The 13146-nt window shown below is 49.1% G+C and carries 10 protein-coding genes; 4 read left to right on the top strand and 6 right to left on the bottom strand.

Annotated features, from left to right (window positions below):
* Positions 1-85 precede the first annotated feature (85 nt).
* Positions 86-310, top strand: a complete 225-nt coding sequence (locus ACNA0I_RS17255; RefSeq protein WP_415807233.1) for a hypothetical protein — start codon at positions 86-88, stop codon at positions 308-310.
* Between the two features lie 384 nt (positions 311-694).
* Positions 695-1642 carry a Hint domain-containing protein gene (locus tag ACNA0I_RS17260; RefSeq protein WP_415807235.1) on the top strand — a complete coding sequence of 316 codons (948 nt, stop codon included), beginning with the start codon at positions 695-697 and terminating at the stop codon, positions 1640-1642.
* A 106-nt stretch (positions 1643-1748) separates the two neighbouring features.
* Here the strand turns inward: ACNA0I_RS17260 and ACNA0I_RS17265 are convergent, their stop codons facing one another.
* A complete protein-coding gene (locus ACNA0I_RS17265) occupies positions 1749-3170 on the bottom strand; it encodes a glycosyltransferase (RefSeq protein ID WP_415807236.1) in 1422 nt (473 codons plus the stop codon).
* A 98-nt stretch (positions 3171-3268) separates the two neighbouring features.
* Positions 3269-4636, bottom strand: coding sequence for a capsule biosynthesis protein (locus ACNA0I_RS17270; protein ID WP_415807237.1), 1368 nt, complete (start codon positions 4634-4636; stop codon positions 3269-3271).
* 376 nt (positions 4637-5012) lie between these two features.
* On the opposite strand from ACNA0I_RS17270, the gene pgi reads away from it, so the two are divergent.
* Both pgi and ACNA0I_RS17280 read left to right on the top strand, forming a co-directional pair.
* Positions 5013-6629 (top strand): glucose-6-phosphate isomerase, encoded by a 1617-nt coding sequence (gene pgi / locus ACNA0I_RS17275; protein WP_415807238.1) that lies wholly within the window; start codon positions 5013-5015, stop codon positions 6627-6629.
* A gap of 50 nt (positions 6630-6679) precedes the next feature.
* Positions 6680-7603, top strand: a complete 924-nt coding sequence (locus tag ACNA0I_RS17280; protein ID WP_415807239.1) for a glycosyltransferase family 2 protein — start codon at positions 6680-6682, stop codon at positions 7601-7603.
* A gap of 237 nt (positions 7604-7840) precedes the next feature.
* Here ACNA0I_RS17280 and ACNA0I_RS17285 read toward each other — a convergent pair whose 3' ends face one another.
* The 4 genes from ACNA0I_RS17285 to gmd all read right to left on the bottom strand — a co-directional run bounded on the left by ACNA0I_RS17285 (position 7841) and on the right by gmd (position 12946).
* Positions 7841-9247 (bottom strand): hypothetical protein, encoded by a 1407-nt coding sequence (locus ACNA0I_RS17285; RefSeq protein WP_415807240.1) that lies wholly within the window; start codon positions 9245-9247, stop codon positions 7841-7843.
* A 469-nt stretch (positions 9248-9716) separates the two neighbouring features.
* Positions 9717-10883: a DegT/DnrJ/EryC1/StrS family aminotransferase gene (locus ACNA0I_RS17290; RefSeq protein WP_415807242.1), complete on the bottom strand. Its 1167-nt coding sequence runs from the start codon at positions 10881-10883 to the stop codon at positions 9717-9719.
* On the bottom strand, positions 10880-11806 hold the full coding sequence (locus ACNA0I_RS17295) for an NAD-dependent epimerase/dehydratase family protein (protein WP_415807243.1): 927 nt from the start codon (positions 11804-11806) through the stop codon (positions 10880-10882). Before ACNA0I_RS17295 ends, ACNA0I_RS17290 begins: the two co-directional genes overlap by 4 nt.
* Before the next feature lie 18 nt (positions 11807-11824).
* Positions 11825-12946, bottom strand: a complete 1122-nt coding sequence (gene gmd / locus ACNA0I_RS17300) for a GDP-mannose 4,6-dehydratase (protein WP_415807244.1) — start codon at positions 12944-12946, stop codon at positions 11825-11827.
* Between the last annotated feature and the right edge of the window lie 200 nt (positions 12947-13146).

The raw sequence follows: 13146 nt of genomic DNA on the forward strand, positions 1-13146 counted from the left end.
CACTGCAAGTATAAAAAACCTTCATGGGAGCGTTTAAGCTGCGCTCCTTTGAACAACGCCGTAGATTCCTACCAAGGACACGACGATGGAAAAGAATGATGATAGAACGCGGGATTCTGATCAATTCGGCTTAAGTGCGGAAGATCTGTCAGCTTTTGCAGAGGCAGCTGGTATTGAAGATATTGAACCAACGGATCTGATGGCTTTCGCTCTATCAATAGCTGAGGAATGCGCCGAAATAGGAGACCGCTATTCGTTGAATGGGCGCAACTGCGGCGATGAAATCCGTGCTCGATTTGGGCTAGGCTAGTTGCGTTAAACAGCGTAAGCCTACCAGCAGGCTACCCATGAGGAGGTTACGGCACAGCGAGCTGCGAGTGCGGCGGACTCGGACAAAGCCTGTGCTGCGTGTTTCGCAATCCGATCTTGACTCACCTCGGTGCCCCACTTTTTATTTCATTTTATTTAAAATAGCAACGAACGCCCTGCTTCTAAGAGCCAAGAGTTATTAGCCTCACGCGGGAGAAAAGTAGAACGCTGTCCAGTGGTGAGTTCGAATCCCTCACTAGCAAGGACAATGGACGGGGCACGGACGAGCACTCATCGAGTTTGAATCAAAATAGCCGCACAAAACATACAATATTTAGTACAAATAGAGAAATTTTAAAGTCAATCATTCATACTAGGGTTGGTCATGATCCAATTTGTCGCTTCAAAAGCCTATGCATTAGAGCTCGGGGAAGATGGGCAACTAATCGTCCGCAATGGTTACACCCCACTCCAGGGCAATTATCTCAGAAGTGAAAATGAGCAATTCTTTACAGCGGGGGAGCACGTTCAGGTTTGGGACGTAGTGGGCGGCGGAGAATTCGTCACTGGGAGGATAGTGGGTTTCGTTAATGAGGGCATAATCTATCATTATCAGGACGACGGGGATCCCGAGAATCCGGATGCCTACGCCTTGGTGCTTACCGATTCCGCCGATGAATATGTTCCCCGCCAGGTAGTGACTTACAATACGGATCCATTCCCCGGTACTCCTGTCTGCTTTCTCAAAGGAACGCTGATTGAGACAGATAGTGGTCCAGTCGCCGTTGAGTGTCTCGCAATTGGCGACAAGATAGTCAGTAGTACGGGGTTGCGGACAGTTAAGTGGGTGGGCTGGCGTAACTACAAGGCCATCTCACTGTGCACCCCAGAGCAACGGTCGGATTCCTTACCTGTACGGATTTTGGCAGGGGCGCTGAGCGATAACCTGCCTAGCCAGGACTTGCGCGTCTCTCCGTGGCACCATCTGTTTATCGATGGCGTGCTGATTCGCGCAAAGGACTTGATCAATGGCAGATCTATCTTGCAGGAAACGAACGTAACTACTTTCGGCTACTACCATGTAGAACTGGATCGGTTTGATGTGATCCTTGCTCATGGGGTGTTTTCTGAGTCCTGGGCCGATGGAGGGAATCGCAGTTTCTTCCAAAATGTGGATGTCACTACTCTACGCCCCGAAGATATGCAACGCCGCAAGGCTCGTCGACCAGGGTTTAAGGCGCTGAGAAAAGCTGATGACATCGCCGTCATTCACGAACGAATTGCAGCACGCGCCGCAGCCTTGTTTATCGAACCGACATCAAAGGCTGCTTGACGTCGGCCACGAACCTTTGCCGCGGGCCCGCTACCCGGCCAGCCCCACTGTGCTTCAAAACCTTCGGCCATGACGACGCTAGCACTCACATCTGCCCGGACGCTAACTACCCTTCGTCTTTCGAGTGTAGATCCAACCGACCTAGAATGTCTGCGTAAAGCTGTACGGCATACACACCATCCAGCTTGGCTCGCTCCGTCGCCAGCTTATTAGCATCTTTTACGCCGTTTGAAATCAGCTCATCCGAGATGCCCGCTCGTACATTACCGATTAATGTGGCCCTAACAAGTTCGAGTGCAAGTTGCGCGTTGGAAAGCGTAGTCGAGGCGGCGTTAGGGCCACAAGTCGCTTCTGGGCCATTCTCCAAAAAAAAGTGAAACTGAGAGTAGGCACGAGGCCCCATAATGACGTCGTCAAGGCCTTGGGGCCAAAAACATCTTGGCCCGAGCGGCTCGCTACTATCAGTGAACCCCAATAACCCGTCATATATCTCGCCTAGAGTATTGCTAATTTCTTGGGGGTGATAAGAAAGAGCCTGCCCGATGTAATCCCTCGCTATTTTCTGACGCGTTTCTATAGGCATATTTACAAGCGCCAATACTGCCCGACGGAAATCTTTCGGGGAGCGCGGGTTAAATAATAAGTGATGCGAAGACTCTGGAAACAACTCCCTCATTGCAGAAGTGTTAGGTGCAATTGTCGGAACACCCAAGGTCAACGCAAGCACCGTCACACCGGAGGTAAGCACATTGTGATAAGGAATTACTAACCCGGCGTTGGATCTTAATAAGTCTGCCACCTCATCAGTAGGCACTGTATCAAGACTATATTTTATCTCCGGGCGATTGCGACTTTGCTCGAGTAAGTCGGCCAAAAAGGAGTCTGCGCGCAAAGGCTGACCACAAATATGCAGCGACAACTTCTGACTTACCATAAATTCTCGTGGCAATTTCCGCACTAGGCTAGGAATACCTTTATATGCACGGATCAGACCAAAATACAACAACGTGCGTGGATTCGCTGGCGGCGCTCCAGCGAGAATCATGGTTTTATCTGCAGGTTCGTAGATATCAAAGTACGCGGGATGCGGTAAAACAGTGACTTTGGATAAATCGCTCAGCCCTGTTTGCTCTTGCAATATTGTCAACGCTGACCGATTGTGGACCAGAATACGATGGGATAACACTGCAAGATCTTTGCGCAAAGACAAAAAAGTCTGGGTGAAACGTCCTTCATGAGGCCGAATATTGTGCAAAGTCCATACAACTTTGCCACCAAAGGAAACGTACTGACCCAACGCTTCTATGAACTCACGCCGCACTCGAACTGCCTGCGCGACACTCCTGCACTTCGCAAAAAAGGATTCCTCCCAATGGATATGGTATACGGAGCGCTTAGTTAATAATTGTTGTCTAATCGCCTTGCTTAAGGTGCCCGACGCTATTTGGTATCTTGATCCAATTGCGGCGTAAAGCAGCTTTTGATACGGATTACCGTAGACTCGTGAATTAATGACATTGATCTTCATGTCGAACCAGTCAGCACCTACTTATCTGTTGTCGTCATTCCTGCAACACCGCATCTTGAACTAACGCAAGGCAATAAATATCAATACCATCCGCGTGATCAGGACTTAACCATTGGTACTGTCGGTTGAAGAGAAATGGTTCCGCTCACCTGCACCCCGCTGTCCTTCAACGGACTGAAAATTGGCACATTGCGCTCCAATGCGCTGGCCAAGCGTGGCGGTGGATCCACAAAGGCTTCCGGCTCATTCACTAGATCGTTCATCACTCGATGAACGATTTCTCTACAAGCATACAGCCTCCCTTCTGGGTGATAAAACGACCCATGCACTTGAATCGTGGCTGCTAGCGCACTCACCAGTGCGTTACGCAGTGTCTTATCGACTTTCTGCGGTTTGCGCCAGAATAAATCAAGCGATCCCTGATGTGTTAAACCGGGAATGTCATAGACCGCCACCCCCAACACCTTTACTGGAGTACCTGCACGCAAGCTATGCAACCCTACGGTCGAATTGATGGTGATAACCCCGCGGCTCCGCCGTATCGTACGTTTCAAATCACATTCGCTAACCGCCAACACACGATCATCGACCCCGTGCCGCTCTGCCAGCCGTTTAACCAAACGTTCCCAACGCTCAATCCCATTGTCCAGCGGATGCAGCTTCACAATGAGATGCCCCTCAGGGTGTGCGTGTCTTGCAAAGGACTCAATCACCTCGGCAATCATATCGGCCTGACGCCGATAAGCCGCGTTCGTGCGCAGTTGGTAATCAGCCTGAATCTGCAAAGCCAGCATCCAATAACGCTTGCGCTCAAGACGTAATCGCAAAGCTGCTTCGGAACGTTTGCGTTCTGTGATCACTTTGCGCAATGCACTGGGTAACCAACTTAAATAATCCACCAACGGATGATAATACTTATCCGCTCGGTAAAACGGATACCCATAAGGTACCAACGCCGTCAACAAGTTATAGACAACCTCGTTGGTAGCTTCTTGGGCAAAGCGATGCGTAAAGTGCTCCTTGGGCTGCACAAAACTGCGCACCTGTCGAGCAATGTGTCGGATAGCTTCCGGGTCGTTGGGAAAATGAGATAAAGCCCCCATTGCACCGCGCTCAAGAGTCAGCCAATCAGGCCGCAAATACCCAAACTCCACAGCGTAAGTACGTACCCCTAAAGACGCCCCAATCTCCCGCGCTACCGCGTGATATGGCAACCGATCGGCGTAGTACAGGATGTCAGTAATTTGGTGCTCAACCAAATACTTTCGTAGAAACCCTCCCCACCGACTGAACCGCCCTCGATAATTATCCGCTCCCGACTTGCGCCAATAAACCCAGTCTCCCATCGAAAAATTGATGCGGCGCGTAATGGCGCCTGACGACTCAAAATGATCGCAAAGCTGACGCCAGAATGTGGATGGGGGGCCCTGCAAAAACAGGATTCTACGCTGTGTATCAGCTATCATTCGCGACTGCTAACCAGGGCACAAATGCCAACAAGAAAAGCGGCTGATTATACTCGGTAGCATACAAGATCAACACTGAAAATGCCTGTCCCCAATGCTATCGGGTCAGATGAATGTTACTAATTTTTTTCATGGCATATATTGCGTTGCAAGATTTTATGTTCCCCCGGCTCTTCTATTTATGTATCATAATCTTGCAACGAGGTCGTCTATTTCAAATCCAGCCTGATCACAAAGCCATACAAAATGGTTACATTACCTTCATAGAAAGGGCGTAGTGTCTTAGCCTGATATCCTCGCCGCGACGCCGCCGTTAGCACGCAGCGAGCATGACTTGACTTAGGTTTCACCCCTCCCGCGACTGCAGCAAATACCGATGAAAGACTCAGCCTCTATCTTGACCCCTGTTCCTGCAACTGACTTTCCTGCTCTGCCCACGATGCCCGAATGGCAAGCTTTTCAAGAAGCGGCACAGCAAGCGGACCGCAAGGGGGAAACACTGCGCATCATTGAAGCGGCCGGCCTTAGTATCGATCTGAGCGCTCAGCCCACATCGGAAGCCTTTACCGAGGCGTCTCATGCGTTGCTGCGGGCTCGTAGCTTCAAACAAATGCGTCGCCAGCTGCTAGAAGGCGGCGTTGTTAATCACACAGAAGACCGCGCTGCATGGCACTCCATGTTACGCGAACCTTCCCCGACGCCGGAGGTAGCACACGAACGCAATCGCCTGCTGCAATTTGTGCAGCGCGCCGACAACGAACGCCGATGGCGCCATGTGTTGCATATTGGCATCGGTGGCAGCGACTGGGGATTGCGGTTGACCGTCGCGGCCTTCGGCTACACCGGGACATGGCGTGATATACGCTTCGTCGCCAACATTGATGGCCATGCCATCGAGGGGGGCCTATCAGGCCTGAATCCACACGAGACAGTGGTGGTGATCGCATCCAAATCGTTCACCACCGCGGAAACACTAGAAAACGCCCAGCGTGCGATCGAGTGGTTGCGAGCCGCTGGTGTAAAACACCCAGAACGCCAACTGGTAGCCGTTACTGCCCGTCCGACGATGGCGCGGAAATTTGGTGTGCCCAAGGACCAGATTTTCCCATTCTGGGATTGGGTAGGTGGGCGATTTTCGTTCTGGTCTTCGGTCTGCGTGTCTACTGCACTGACCGTAGGCACCGACGTCATGGCAGGTATGCTGGCAGGCGCTCATGCTATGGACGAGCATTTTCGCACGGCCCCCATCAATCGCAATGCGCCCGTCCAACTCGCCTTGGCAGGCGTGGCTAACCGCAGTGTGCTTGGATTTAGCTCTCTAAATATTTCCGTCTACGATTCACGTCTATTTCATTTGGTGCCATATCTGCAGCAATTAGAAATGGAATCCCTCGGTAAGTCGGTCACGCTCGCCGGTGAGCCGGTGGGCGTCCCGACCGGCCCCGCTGTATGGGGTATGCCAGGCACAGACGCACAGCACACGTTCTTTCAATGGTTACACCAGGGTGACGGCGCTGCCGTGGATTTCATCGTTTGCCAGCAAGCTGACCATCGCTGGCCCGATCACCATCAACAGCTAATTGCTAACTGCCTGGCACAACGAGAGGCGCTGCTTCGCGGCAAATCGTACGAAGATGTGCTGGCCGAAATGGACAAGAATAGCGACCCCGAATATGCCAAATGGTTGGCTAAGCATAAGGTATATCCCGGAGGGAGACCCTCTAGCCTGATCGTTCTGCCGCGCCTAAGCCCATATACGCTCGGGGCATTGATAGCGCTATACGAACACAAGGTATTTGTGCAAGCCCTCATTTGGGGAATCAACCCCTTCGACCAATGGGGCGTCGAATTGGGCAAAACACTAACCGCACGTATACGCAAAGATTGGCAAAATATGGCGGATGGGAAGAACCTCACTAAGATGTCCCATGATGCATCGACGCAGCATTGGTTACAACGCTTCGCCCCACGTGCCTCACCGGAAAATAGCTGATCGAGATATACTCATTAGTTGTCCAACAATAACAAATCCACCGAGTGTCTTTGAAATTAAGTATAGCGGCCATCGTAAAAAACGAGGCCGACTCATTGCTGGAATGGATAGCCTTTCATCGCGTTATCGGCGTACAGAGCTTTTTTATTGCCGATAACGATAGTACCGACGGCACTAGCGAAATGCTGGAAGCGCTGGCCGAGCTTGGACTCGTGCAGCGGATTCCCTTCCCCACCCCTGAGAACGGCAATGTGCAAATGCCGGCCTACGCAGTACTTCTAGCGAACGCAAGAGGGAAATGTGACGTCGTCGCTTTCATTGATGCAGACGAATATCTATTGCCAACGGATGGCAGCACATCTCTCCTCCCTCTCATCGATCAACTGTTTGCCCGTCCAGACGTTAGTGCCGTAGGCCTAAATTGGGCAAACTTCGGATCTGGCGGCGCCTTGTTTGCTGAGGACGGGCTTGTTATTGAACGGTTCACTAAAAGGGCAAAGCAAAACTTCGGCGTCAATTTCCACATCAAGACACTGCTGCGCCCCGAACGTGGCCTAAAGTTTGCAAACCCTCACTTCGTAGATCTATCTAGCGGTCGATACGTTGACGCCACTGGCGGCGATATCGCGCCACACACCAAACACGGCAAAGGCCTGAGTAGCGAGATCGTATGGATCGGCGCACGTATAAATCATTACGCGACTAAATCTCTTGAAGAATTTCTTGTTGGCAAGAGCCGCCGCGGGAGCGCTACGAAAAAGGCTCGCATTAAGCACAAAAAATACTTTACCAGCCATGATCGTAACGAAGAGGAATGCTTGATCGCAAAACAATTCAGTCCTCAAGTGCGTGTAGAACATGAAAGATTAAGAGAATTGATTGAAGCGAAATTGAGCCGGCCAGAGAAAAAACCACCATTTACATCTCGTTGGCATGCTCTAACTCAACGCTTACGACAAAAAAATATAGGCTAGAGACGGCACTTCGAACCACACACTGCCAGGTCAACCGTCGAGACGCCAATTGATAAAACGCTGTGCATAGCGGAATAACGACCATGATCATGGCAGGCTTCCAGCCATGCGAGGCGCTGCCCCTCTATGACATTGCCCAGGATAACTCAAAGGAACTTAGCGGCCCCTCGTCGTTCGGGCAATGCCCCGTATTTCCTGGCCTGAATTGATTTAGGGCACGAAAGAGGCCAATGCCGCTTAGGACGTTACGCCCATTTCCAACTCCAACTTTCTATGTATATCCTTATCAACACCGTGTTGTAGCGCGCAAGCTAGATCAATCGCAGCACCGTCAGCATCTTGCATGATCTGGACCCTCAAAATAGCGCTAAACAACTTAATATAAGGGTAATCACCTTTCACTGAGAAGACAAAATTAAATTTTGGCTGGAAGTAATATCGTTTCTTATTGCTAACTCTTCTAATAAAAGCCGCTTTAATAACGTAGTCGTTCAGTATGCTCCCATTCAACGAAGCATTCCTGAATGCAGACTCCAAAATGCTCTCGCATCGGGAATACGCCATATTCTCGACAGCACTAAACAAACGATTCATGGCATAGAATCCGTTTTGCGGATCGAAAGATACCGCTTTACTCAAAACGTGATCAATACTCTCCGAATCTAGCTTCTCTCGCCCCCAATAGAATGCCGACCAATAAGCAAATGCCGTCTGTAATGAGGTATATTTTTCAGCGTTCACATTCAAGTCATCAATAATGATTGACGACTGCTCGCGACCACGAAAAAATTTTCGTGGTTCATGTATCTTAACGCTCGCCATCTTGCTTGCTATCTCGGCGAAACGACTGTCGCCAGCAACAATAAGTTGGCAACGCGACATCAAGGCAATTTCAAAAAGGGCTTTTTGATGGTCCGCTGTATCTCCTGGCAACTCAAAATCGTCAGCCAAGAAAACGGAATATTCTTTCTGCAAATAGCTGATAGTCTCGCTGTCCTGGCCATATAGTATTATCGAATATCCATCTTTCTGGAGTTTTTCAATTATTCTCTTTGCGACAGGCACTGAGATCGCCTTGTTAGTAAACTCCCCCCTATGTCGATGTGGGCCGTAAATCAAATCACCTGCACGTAAATGAATTGCAGCCGGATTATCTGGAAGGGTAAGTTGATAGGCAAAATCTATATATTTTTGTGCATCTGGATGAAATTTAATTAGGGAGAATGCCTCCGCTTGCGACAGGGCCCCACCTTTCAGCAGAATTGAATCAATATCCTCTAAGCCAGATATAAACCAGCCGCGGCGCTCTTCTAGCGCCAACTGCTCGCGTAACTGCTTCAGAGTTTGTTTACTTAGACTCATTCTCGAATAGCCCGCATCATCAAACGATGCCAGGAAATGCTTCTCGAGAAACCCCGCTGCAAACATATCTTTTGCCGCAGCTATGGCATGAAACTGCGCAGCAGTATTGCCGCGGGTTTGCCAGGCGAACTTGAATGAAGCACCCAAGATCGAGGCTAAGGAAATACCATTGACAATCGCCAATAGTCTTGCACCCAAGCCATCAGTACGCGCTACAACAATATTTTTATCAATCGTCTCTTGCGGAGTTGCCAACCGCTCACTCTCTACTTGCAGATTCATATTATGCGCCCCAAATAATATTTTTTTTGATATAACGACCGGTATTCACTTGGCTGTCTACTCTCACTGCACAAACGTATCTAATCAACAATATGCCACGAGGCCTACATACTCGGGCATGAGGAAATCCCTCGGAGCGCCCTATTTTTATTTCAGCATTGTAGTACTGAGCCTGCCAATCCCCCTAATATAGCCGGACACATCGTCAAGAAGCATCATGCCGGCGATAGGGCACACCTAATGCCATTCTCGGGATTCTAAAAAAGCATTATCTAATGCGCTCATTATTATGAGCCCGTCCGCCAGACATAAACCAATATCCCTGAGCGGGCCAATTATTCTTTTTCCAATAATATTCCTATCTCTTTGATAAGCGATCAAATCAATAGAAACAAGTGGCGCCGCCAAAACTACGCACTAAAAACGTTCGTCGCTCAAATACACATCCCATCTCTATTGTACTTTCCACTTACTCACATAAATTTCTCACATACTCAAGCTCGTTCGATACATCGTAGTGATGATTTCCTACAAAAAAACCTTTCTCGTCTATATAGCTAGCGACGTCAAGATTTCCCACCGAAGTATAGTCAAACCATTTTAATACTTCATTTTTGGCAAAGTTACCAGCCACAATAGGACGAACATCCACGCGGGCGTGCTCTAATTTCTTCATCAAGTTTATTCGATCGACGTTCGCATCGGGTTTTATAATCAACGCAAAACCGAACCAACTGCTTTCACCTATTTCCTCTTGAATACCGAGCCATGGATGATTTCTAAAAAGCGCCTGAAACCTCTCCGCATTTTTTCGACGACCAGAAATAATGCTCGGCAATTTCTTTAATTGCTCTATGCCAATAGCTCCGCTCATCTCAAGAGGGCGAAAGTTGTATCCCGGCAGTACAAAACGAAATGATTCCTCGAAAGCGTTGTCACTTTTAGTTCCACACACTAGGTTGTTCTGCGGTAGATTTCGAGTCCATCCGTGAGCACGAAGGCACAGCGAAATGTGGTACAGCTCTTCATCGTCAGTAACTAGTACCCCACCCTCCATCGTCGCAATGTGGTGACTAAAAAAGCTGCTAAACGTCCCCATTAAACCAAAAGTACCCGCCTGGGTGCCGCCCAACGTGGCGCCTAATGACTCACAATTATCTTCGAGCAAAATAATATCTCGATCGCCTATTATTTCCCTAATAGCCGAGAAATCATTCGGGTTTCCCAACAGATTTACTGCGAGAATAGCGCGTGTATTTGCGCTTACTGCCTCACGCAAATCAGCCAAATTAAAATTTAGAGTTTTCGCATCAACATCCACGAACTTTACCTTCAAACCATATTGTTGAAGGGGGTAATAAGTTGTACTCCAAGACACAGCGGGGACAATTACCTCGTCCCCGCGAGCTAACGGTGATTCCTTCTTGAAGAACAGCGCGGCAATCATCAGTAAGTTTGCAGACGACCCTGAATTGACCATAACTGCATATTGGCTGCCTACAAAGCTGGCAAATCGCTTTTCAAACTCTAGAACCTCCTTACCCATAGTGAACATGCCCGATTCAACAACTCGCTGAATTGCAGCATATTCTGCATCGTCCCAAGTAGTAGTCGCCAAAGGATAATGAATAGTCATTTTTTTCGGAGCTCGCTAAGATAGAATTCATACGTGGCCTCCAGTCCTGCTTTAAGCGTCGTAGTGGGAGACCATCCCCAATTTCTTGCTTTTTCAATACTGGTTAGCTTTTTACTCATACCGACCGGCTTAGTGAGATCGTGCTTAAAAGAACCGGTGAAGCCAATTACTTCAGCAGCGACTTCGTAGTACTCGTTAATCGTATAGTCCACACCCAATCCGATATTCAGCATATTCGGCAAATTTCGAGTATCTTCGACAGCGGCTAACACCGCCCCCGCCAAGTCTTGGGCGTATAAGAATTCCCGCCGAGCGCAACCATCTCCCCATATTTCTATTTCGCCTATTCCCTGCATCTTAGCTTGGTGCGTCTTGTGTATGATTGCAGGGATCAAATGCGACCTTATAGGGTCAAAATTGTCGTATCTTCCATACAAGTTGCATGGAATAAGGGAACGGTAACAAAGCTCGGGGCGTTCTCGTGAAATATAATCAGCGAGCCTTGCCACCGCAATTTTTGCAAGAGCATACCCTTCGTTAGTGGGCTCTAACTCTCCCGTCAGAACCTCCTCTTCAACAAGGGCATTTTGGCGATTTCGTGGGTAAATACAGGAGCTTGCGAGGTTAATTAAACGCGAGACGGAGTGCTGTTGGGCCGCAAGTAGCACATTGCGACCCATATCTAGATTATCTATAAGAAAGCGCACAGGCTCACGAATATTCGCATGGATGCCGCCTACCTTGCCAGCCGCATGCACAATGGCGTCAGGTCGCTTCGAGCCAATGTAATCAGATACTGCTGAAAACATCGCCAAATCGAGCTCTGCATGAGACGGCGTGAGCCATTGAAATTTGGCAGCCTTTGGATGTTCAAGCAAATTGCGGCCCACCATGCCTGTACTGCCCGTCAGCAATATCTTCATTTCCCAGGCTCGTTTATATTAGCGTTCAACACCGATATGTACATCGAAACCATGCCTCTTAAGCAGCGCATGCTGTTTTGCTTTTTCAAGATCGTGCATCACCATCTCTCGACATAGCTCTCGAACCGATATTTCTGGAGTCCAGCCAAGTTGCCTCTTAGCCTTGGTGGGATCACCTAACAGCGTCTCCACTTCGGCAGGGCGGAAATATCGTCGGTCGACTCGCACAACGACGTCACCAACCTTTGACGCTGGGGCTGAATCACCAATAATAGACTCCACCACTCCGATCTCGTCTACACCCTCACCTTCAAATCTCAATCGGAGGCCTAACTCCTCCGCTGACCAATGAATGAAGTCACGCACAGAGTACTGCACGCCGCTCGCGATGACATAATCATCAGGAGCTTCCTGCTGCAACATCAGCCACTGCATGCGCACATAATCCTTGGCATGCCCCCAATCCCGCAACGCCCCCAAGTTTCCCATATATAGGCAACGCTCGATGCCTTGGGCTATATTGGCCAATCCACGAGTTATCTTTCTGGTGACGAACGTCTCGCCGCGTCTAGGAGACTCGTGATTAAAGAGAATTCCGTTGCATGCATACATGCCATAGGCTTCGCGATAATTAACGGTGATCCAATAAGCATATAATTTTGCTACCGCATACGGTGACCGCGGATGAAACGGGGTAGTTTCCTTTTGAGGGATTTCTTGCACTAGCCCGTACAATTCTGATGTCGAGGCTTGGTAAAAGCGTGTGCTCTTTTCTCGACCCAATAGTCGTATAGCTTCTAATATACGCAATACGCCCATAGCGTCAACATCAGCCGTATATTCAGGCGCCTCAAAACTCACTGCAACGTGCGATTGAGCACCAAGGTTATATATTTCATCAGGTTTGACATCCCCGATTATGCGTATCAGGTTCGACGAGTCACTCAGATCCCCATAGTGTAAGAAAAACTTTGGATTGTCTTCATGGGGGTCTTGAAAAATATGATCGACCCTTTGCGTGTTGAAGGAGGAGGCGCGGCGTTTGATACCGTGTACTTCGTAGCCTTTGTTAAGCAAAAATTCGGCTAGATAAGAGCCGTCTTGGCCGGTTACTCCAGTTAATAAAGCTCTTTTGGGCATATGCACTCCAAAATTTCCTTGAGCAAGGATAGAAAGCTTCTACTGCCGCCTAACGTACCGCACTTTAGTTACATTACCACAATCTTATTACTAAAAAACCTTTGATCGCGGCAACCTAGTAACTCTGTTAATCGCTGCTCGTTTGCAAACAACAGATCCTCGAACGTGCGGAGCGAGCAATCCCCCACACGGGGCACGGC

It is taken from the genome of Bordetella muralis (assembly GCF_965139205.1).
Lineage (GTDB): Bacteria > Pseudomonadota > Gammaproteobacteria > Burkholderiales > Burkholderiaceae_B > Bordetella_A > Bordetella_A muralis.

Bases quoted from the DNA above. Each gene is read 5' to 3' on its own strand.
- ACNA0I_RS17255 (WP_415807233.1), top strand. From the start codon at position 86: ATGGAAAAGAATGATGATAGAACGCGGGATTCTGATCAATTCGGCTTA.
- ACNA0I_RS17260 (WP_415807235.1), top strand. From the start codon at position 695: ATGATCCAATTTGTCGCTTCAAAAGCCTATGCATTAGAGCTCGGGGAA.
- ACNA0I_RS17265 (WP_415807236.1), bottom strand. From the start codon at position 3,170: ATGAAGATCAATGTCATTAATTCACGAGTCTACGGTAATCCGTATCAA.
- ACNA0I_RS17270 (WP_415807237.1), bottom strand. From the start codon at position 4,636: ATGATAGCTGATACACAGCGTAGAATCCTGTTTTTGCAGGGCCCCCCA.
- pgi (WP_415807238.1), top strand. From the start codon at position 5,013: ATGAAAGACTCAGCCTCTATCTTGACCCCTGTTCCTGCAACTGACTTT.
- ACNA0I_RS17285 (WP_415807240.1), bottom strand. From the start codon at position 9,247: ATGAATCTGCAAGTAGAGAGTGAGCGGTTGGCAACTCCGCAAGAGACG.
- ACNA0I_RS17290 (WP_415807242.1), bottom strand. From the start codon at position 10,883: ATGACTATTCATTATCCTTTGGCGACTACTACTTGGGACGATGCAGAA.
- ACNA0I_RS17295 (WP_415807243.1), bottom strand. From the start codon at position 11,806: ATGAAGATATTGCTGACGGGCAGTACAGGCATGGTGGGCCGCAATTTG.
- gmd (WP_415807244.1), bottom strand. From the start codon at position 12,946: ATGCCCAAAAGAGCTTTATTAACTGGAGTAACCGGCCAAGACGGCTCT.